The 6,754-nt window shown below is 67.3% G+C and carries 6 protein-coding genes; 3 read left to right on the top strand and 3 right to left on the bottom strand.

All coding sequences use genetic code 11. The features are described from left to right. Positions 1–698, top strand: a 698-nt coding sequence (locus FHD68_RS16910; RefSeq protein ID WP_139086293.1) for a M48 family metalloprotease, incomplete at its 5' end; no start/stop codon positions are given. Between the two features lie 186 nt (positions 699–884). Further along, positions 885–1,262 (top strand): hypothetical protein, encoded by a 378-nt coding sequence (locus FHD68_RS16905; protein ID WP_205963149.1) that lies wholly within the window; start codon positions 885–887, stop codon positions 1,260–1,262. 8 nt (positions 1,263–1,270) lie between these two features. Here the strand turns inward: FHD68_RS16905 and ilvN are convergent, their stop codons facing one another. From ilvN to FHD68_RS16890, 3 genes are all read right to left on the bottom strand, one after another. Continuing rightward, the gene (gene ilvN, locus FHD68_RS16900; RefSeq protein WP_045981603.1) at positions 1,271–1,831 is read right to left on the bottom strand and encodes an acetolactate synthase small subunit; all 561 of its coding nucleotides are present in this window, start codon (positions 1,829–1,831) and stop codon (positions 1,271–1,273) included. A 25-nt stretch (positions 1,832–1,856) separates the two neighbouring features. Next, positions 1,857–3,611, bottom strand: a complete 1,755-nt coding sequence (locus FHD68_RS16895) for an acetolactate synthase 3 large subunit (RefSeq protein WP_045981602.1) — start codon at positions 3,609–3,611, stop codon at positions 1,857–1,859. Positions 3,612–3,771: 160 nt separating this feature from the next. Beyond that, positions 3,772–4,611, bottom strand: coding sequence for an arginyltransferase (locus FHD68_RS16890; RefSeq protein ID WP_046001162.1), 840 nt, complete (start codon positions 4,609–4,611; stop codon positions 3,772–3,774). Between the two features lie 207 nt (positions 4,612–4,818). On the opposite strand from FHD68_RS16890, the gene FHD68_RS16885 reads away from it, so the two are divergent. Then, positions 4,819–6,754, top strand: a 1,936-nt coding sequence (locus FHD68_RS16885; protein ID WP_139086291.1) for a [protein-PII] uridylyltransferase family protein, incomplete at its 3' end; no start/stop codon positions are given.

Raw genomic sequence — 6,754 nt, 5'->3', positions numbered from 1 at the left:
TGCCCGCACCCGGCACCGCCCCCATGCCCGCGCCCGTCCCGCAGGTCCCGGTCCTGCCGGCCCCGTCGGCCCCGCACGCGGCAACGCCGGACGGCGCTGCGCGCAGCTTTGTCCAGGTGATGCGCCGGATGGAGCCCGCCGTCCGCCAAGACTGCCTGAACCGCCGCACCGCGCCGATCAGCTGCGATTTCCTGTTCGTCGTCGACGACCGCCCGGGGCTCGAGCCGAACGCGTTCCAGACCGTCGACCGCAACGGGCGCCCGGTCGTGGGCTTTACCCTGTCACTGATCGCGCAGACCCAGAATCCCGACGAAATCGCCTTTGTCGTGGGGCACGAGGCCGCGCACCACATTCTGAACCACCTGGATCGCAAGTCCGGGGCGGCCACCGCCGCCGCCGTCGTCCTTGGCAGCCTGGCCTCCGCCTATGGCGGCGACACCGGCGCCATCGCCCGCGCTCAGGAGATCGGCGCATCGGTCGGCGCACGCTACTATTCCAAGGAATGGGAGCTGGAGGCGGACTATCTTGGCGCGATCATCACGCTGAACGCAGGCTATGATCCGATCTCTGGTTCGGGCCTGTTCCAGCGAATCCCCGATCCCGGAAACCACGTCCTGGGCACCCACCCGGCACGCGCGCAACGCCTGGCGCAGGTCCGCCGCGCGGTCGCCGACGTGCAGGCGGGGCGCATCCGCTAGGGCTGGTGGTGGGGTTGTGCCTGCGCCGCAACGCGACAACCTCCGGCTGCAATAAAATTCACGTGGTGAAAGGAAAAAGCTGGCATACCGGCGGTTTTCTGCTTTAGTCGGCAAAGGTTTGCACAAGACAGATCCTTGAATCGATACCATCCGGCGCTTCGGCGCCTTTTCTATGAAGGGGCGCCCATGATCGGGGTTGTCGTATGGAGCAGCGGGTCGCGTGAAAAGGCGATCATCTGGTGCGAAGATCAAGCAACGCTGGCCTATCTGCAGGGAACCGCGAATTTCGTCGGGCCCGGCGAATGGCCCCAGCCCGGTGATCTGGTCGAACTGGAAACCCGGACCGTCGGCAATCTGCGCCATGCCCTGAACGTGACCATGCTGTCGGAGAAAAGCTGTCTGCAGCTGCCGCGAATCCTGGCCGATTCGCAGCAACAGCAGCCGTCGCGGCCAGCCCTGCGCGTCGTGGCGCATCAGGATGCGGTGCCAAGCGGATCCGTGGCGTCGTCCACCCGGCGCCCGGCGACGACCTATGCGCGACCCCGCAGCGGGGCCGCACGCTAAGGGGGCGATCAGGCGCCGCGTGACAGCGCGGCGACCCCGGTGCGCGCCAGGTCCGTCAGGCCCAGAGGACGCATCAAATCGGCAAAGGCCTCCAGCTTGGACGGCGTGCCGACCAGTTCGAAGACAAAGCTTTCCAACGTCGAATCGACCACGTTTGCGCGAAAGATTTCGGCGATGCGCAACGCCTCGACGCGCTTGTCGCCGGTGCCGCGCACCTTGAACAGGCCCAGTTCGCGTTCCACCACCGGCCCCTCGACCGTCAGGTCGTGGACCTCGTGGACGACCACGATGCGGCCCAGCTGTGCCTTGATCTGCTCGATCACCTCGGGGGTGCCGCGCGTGACCACCGTGATGCGTGAGCGGTGGCCGCTGTGGTCGACCTCGGCCACGGTCAGGCTGTCGATATTGTAGCCGCGCCCTGCGAACAGGCCGATCACGCGCGCCAGGACGCCCGGCTCGTTCTCGACCAGGACGGCCAAGGTATGGCTCTCCTCGCGCGGGGCGTGCGGGTCGCGCAGGTCATAGGCCGAATGGCTGGACATGCCCTTCTGGATGTTCAAAGCGTTCATGGTTCTGCTCTCTTTCCGGCCGGTCTCAGACCAGCACCGCGCCTTCGGATTCGATCACGCCCTGCGTCTCGGCCTCGCCCAGCAGCATCTCGTTATGCGGTTTGCCGGAAGGGATCATCGGGAAGCAGTTCTCGTGCTTCTCGACCAGCACGTCCAGGATGAAGGGGCCGTCGTAATCGATCATCTGCTGGATCGCGGCGTCCAGATCCTTAGGGTCGCGCACCTGCGCGCCGGCGCAGCCGAAGGCCTCGGCCAGCTTGACGAAATCGGGCAGGCTGTCGGACCAGGACTGGCTGTAACGCTCGCCGTGCAGCAGCTGCTGCCACTGGCGGACCATGCCAAGGCGTTCGTTGTTCAGGATGAACTGCTTGACCGGCAGGCGGAACTGCACGGCCGTGCCCATCTCCTGCATGTTCATCAGCCAGCTAGCATCACCCGCGACGTTGATCACCAGTGCCTCGGGGTGGGCCATCTGCACGCCGATGGATGCAGGCAGGCCATAGCCCATCGTGCCCAGACCGCCCGAGGTCATCCAGCGGTTCGGCCCTTCAAAGCCCAGGTACTGTGCCGCCCACATCTGGTGCTGGCCGACCTCGGTGGTGATGTAGCGGTCGTGGCCTTTGGTCAGCGCCTCCAGCCGTTCCAGCGCGTGCTGCGGCTTGATGATCGTGTCGCTAGGGCGATAGGCTAGGCATTTCCGGGCCCGCCATTGCTCGATCTGGCCCCACCATTGCTGGACCGCGGCGCTGTTCGTCTTGCGGCCGCGCGATTTCCAGACCTTCAGCAGATCCTCCAGCACATGGCCCACGTCCCCGACGATCGGCACGTCGACGCGCACGACCTTGTTGATGGACGACGGGTCGATGTCGATATGCGCCTTGACCGATCCGGGGCTGAAATCCGCGATCCGCCCGGTGATCCGGTCGTCGAAGCGCGCGCCGATGTTGATCATCAGGTCGCAGCCGTGCATGGCCAGGTTCGCCTCGTAGGTGCCGTGCATGCCCAGCATGCCCAGCCACTTGTCGCCCGATGCCGGATAGCAGCCCAGCCCCATCAGCGTCGAGGTGACCGGAAAGCCCGTCGCTTCGGCCAGCTCGCGCAGCAGTTGGCTGGCGCCGGGACCCGAATTTATGACACCGCCGCCGGTATAGAGGATCGGACGCTCGGCCTGCTCGATCAGTTCGACCAGGCGGGTGATCGCGCCCAGATCGCCCTTCTTCGTCGGCTGATAGCGGCCGGTGTCGACCTGCTTGGGCCCGACATAGGTGCCGGTCGCGAACTGCACGTCCTTGGGGATGTCGATCAGCACCGGACCGGGACGGCCCGAGGTGGCGACGTGGAAACCCTTGTGGATGGTCGCGGCCAGCTTGTCCGTGTCCTTGACCAGCCAGTTGTGCTTGGTGCAGGGGCGGGTGATGCCGACCGTGTCGGCCTCCTGGAAGCCGTCGGTGCCAATCATGAAGGTCGGGACCTGGCCCGACAGCACGACCAGCGGGATCGAATCCAGCAGCGCGTCGGTCAGGCCGGTGACCGCGTTCGTGGCGCCGGGGCCCGACGTGACCAACACGACGCCCGGTTTCCCGGTCGCTCGGGCATAGCCCTCGGCCATGTGGACGGCGCCCTGTTCGTGGCGGACCAGGACGTGGGTGATGTCGTTCTGCTGAAAGATCTCGTCATAGATGGGTAGGACGGCCCCGCCCGGATAGCCGAATACGGTATCGACGCCCTGATCGCGCAGCGCCTCGACCACCATTCTCGCACCCGTCATTGTTCGGGACATCGTCTTGCTCCATCCATCAAAAACACCCGCAAAGCACACCCGTCGCGGCCCCGCGTCGGCGCAACCTAGGGTCAGGTTCGGACAGGGTCAATGGCATTTGGCGGAGAAAGTGACGCAGGTACGCCAGAAATTGAAACTTTATTTCGCGGTTTGACGGACGCTATCGGTCGAATTGCGGCAGCGCGATACGGGCGACCTGTTCGACGATCGGATCGACGGACAGGGGATGCGCTTCGTTCGAATGATCCTCGGGGTTGCCGATATCCTGCCAGACGCCACCCTTGTAGATCTCTAGCGCGCTGAAGCGGGCCTTGTAGTCCATCTTGCGGCTGCCCGGCACCCAATAGCCCAGATAGACATAGGGCAGGCCCGCGGCCCGCGCGATCTCGATATGGTCCAGGATGATGTAGGTGCCCATGCTGGCCGGCCGCAGCAGCGGATCGTAGAAGCTGTAGACAAGGCTGAGCCCATCATCCAGCACGTCGGTCAGGCAGACACCGGCCAGGTGATCGTCGCCCTGCGCCAGCGCCGGCATCGCATCGTCGCTGCACCGGTATTCGATGACGCGGGTCTTGACCGGCGTCTCCTCGATCATCGCGGCGAATTCAAAGATGTCCATGTCCGCCATGCCGCCATCCGCGTGGCGGCTGTCCAGATAACGGCGGAACAGTTCGAACTGATCCTCGGTCGCCCAGGCACTGGTGGCCAGGCGGCGCAGGGCGGCGTTGCGGGTCGTGATGCGGCGCTGCGTCTTGGAGGGGCGGAAATCGGCCACCCGGATGCGCGCCGACATGCAGGCCACGCAGCTTTCGCAGCTGGGTCGGTAAAGCACGTTCTGCGACCGGCGGAATCCCTGCCGCGACAGCGCGTTGTTCAGTTCCGCCGCATTGTCGCCCTGCAGCGCGGTGAACAGCTTGCGTTCGGCCCGCCCGTGCAGGTACGGACAGGGCTGTGGCGCGGTCACATAGAACTGCGGCGCATGGGGCAGCGTATGGCGCATCAGGTGCGCCCCTTGCAGCATCTGGTCAGGTCGCGACTGATCATGCGGGCGCAGAAGGTTCCGTATCGCGGGTTGGTGTGCGCGAAAGCCTAGCAACGATTTCCCGGCAGGCCAAGCGTGGAAAGCAGCGGGCCCGCCGGTTCTGCGCAACATGGTTTACCGCGCGTTGCGTTGACGGGCCGGGGCGACCCCGGCAAGGTGGCGCGCATGAGCTTTCAGTCCCGCATCACCCGCCTTCCGCTGCCCGTCGACGCCGCCCGCGGGGCGGATGCGGCGGCGCTGTTCCCAACCCTGTCCGACCGGATGCGCGACCTGATCGCGGGCGCCGCGGGCAGCAGCCCCTATCTGGCCGGCCTGCTGCGGTCCGAGGCCGACTGGCTGCCCGATGCGCTGGACCATGACGACGTCGTCGTGCGCGAGACGGCGGGCTTGCAATCGCTGGACGCGGATGCCCTGGGCGTGGCGCTGCGCCGCGCCAAGCGGCGGGTGGCGCTGCTGGCGGCGTTGGCCGATCTGGGCGGCGTCTGGACGCTGGAGCAGGTCACCGGCGCGCTGTCCGACCTGGCCGACCGCGCCGTCGACCTCGCCCTGCGCGCCCATGTCGCGACCGAGATCCGTCGCGGCAAGCTGCCCGCCACGGACGCCGATGCGGGCGGCATCTTCGCGCTGGCGATGGGCAAGGGCGGCGCGCGCGAACTGAACTACAGCTCGGACATCGACCTGATCGTCCTGTTCGACGAGACCGCCTATGCCGAGGCCGACCAGATGGAGGCTCGTGCCGCCCTGATCCGGGCCACGCGGCGGATGGCCGCGACCCTGTCCGACGTGACCGATCACGGCTATGTCTTTCGCACCGACCTGCGGCTGCGGCCCGACGCGGCGGTGACGCCGGTCTGCATCTCGACCGCCGCGGCGCTGGCCTATTACGAGGCCGAGGGGCGGACCTGGGAACGCGCCGCCTTCATCAAGGCGCGCGCGGCGGCGGGCGACATCACCGCGGGCGAACGGCTGCTGCGCGAATTGCGGCCCTTCGTCTGGCGCAAGCACCTGGATTTCGCGGCCATCCAGGACGCCCATGACATGCGGCTGCGCATCCGCGACCACAAGGGTCTGGGCGGGCGGCTGGAGGTGGCGGGCCACAACCTGAAACTGGGACGCGGCGGCATCCGCGAAATCGAGTTCTTCACCCAGACCCGCCAGCTGATCGCGGGCGGGCGCGACCGCGACCTGCAATGCCGCGACACGGTTGGCGGGCTGGCGGCGCTGGCCGCCAAGAACTGGATCCCCCGGGACGTCGCAGAGGAACTGACGGCGCATTACCGCGACCATCGCGACATCGAACACCGCATCCAGATGGTGAACGACGCCCAGACCCACAGCCTGCCCAAGGACGATCAGGGATTGGCCACGATCGCCGCCCTGATGGGCGAGGGCGATGTCCAAGCCTGGTGCGCCCGGCTGAAATCGCGGCTGGAACGCGTGCATGCGCTGACCGAACGGTTCTTCGCCCCGACCGAACCGACCGAAAGCCTGCCCGACCTGTCGGACGAATCGCGGGCGGTGATCCAGCGCTGGCAGACCTATCCCGCGCTGCGGTCCGACCGGGCGCGCCAGATCTTTCGCCGGATCGAGGCGCCGCTCTTGTCGCGCATGGCCCGCGCGGGCCACCCCGCCGAGGCGCTGGCCCGCTTCGACAGTTTCCTGTCCGGCCTGCCTGCGGGGGTCCAGCTGTTCTCGCTGTTCGAGGCCAATCCCCAGCTGATCGACCTGATCGTCGACATCTGCGGAACGGCGCCCGCGCTGGCCGCCTATCTGGCGCGCCATCCGTCCGTTCTGGACGGCGTGCTGGCAGGCAGCTTCTTCGCCCCCTGGCCGCGGGAGGCCGGGTTGGTCCAGGAACTGGACGCGGTCCTGCAACGGGCCCTGAGCCAACCTGGCGGTGGCTATGAACGGGCGCTGGATGCGGCGCGGCGGTGGGCGCATGAATGGCAGTTCCGCATCGGCGTCCATCACCTGCGCGGCCTGATCGGCGCGGACGAGGCGGCGGTGCAATACGCGGACCTTGCGGGGGCCTGCGTGGCGGCGCTGCTGCCGGTGACCGCCGCCGATTTCGCGCGCCGCCATGGCCCGCCGCCGGGCCGCG

This window comes from Paracoccus marcusii (genome assembly GCF_006151785.1).
Classification (GTDB): Bacteria; Pseudomonadota; Alphaproteobacteria; order Rhodobacterales; family Rhodobacteraceae; genus Paracoccus; species Paracoccus marcusii.
The sequence above is the reverse complement of the archived record's forward strand: the minus strand, read 5'-3'. Positions and strand labels throughout refer to the sequence as shown.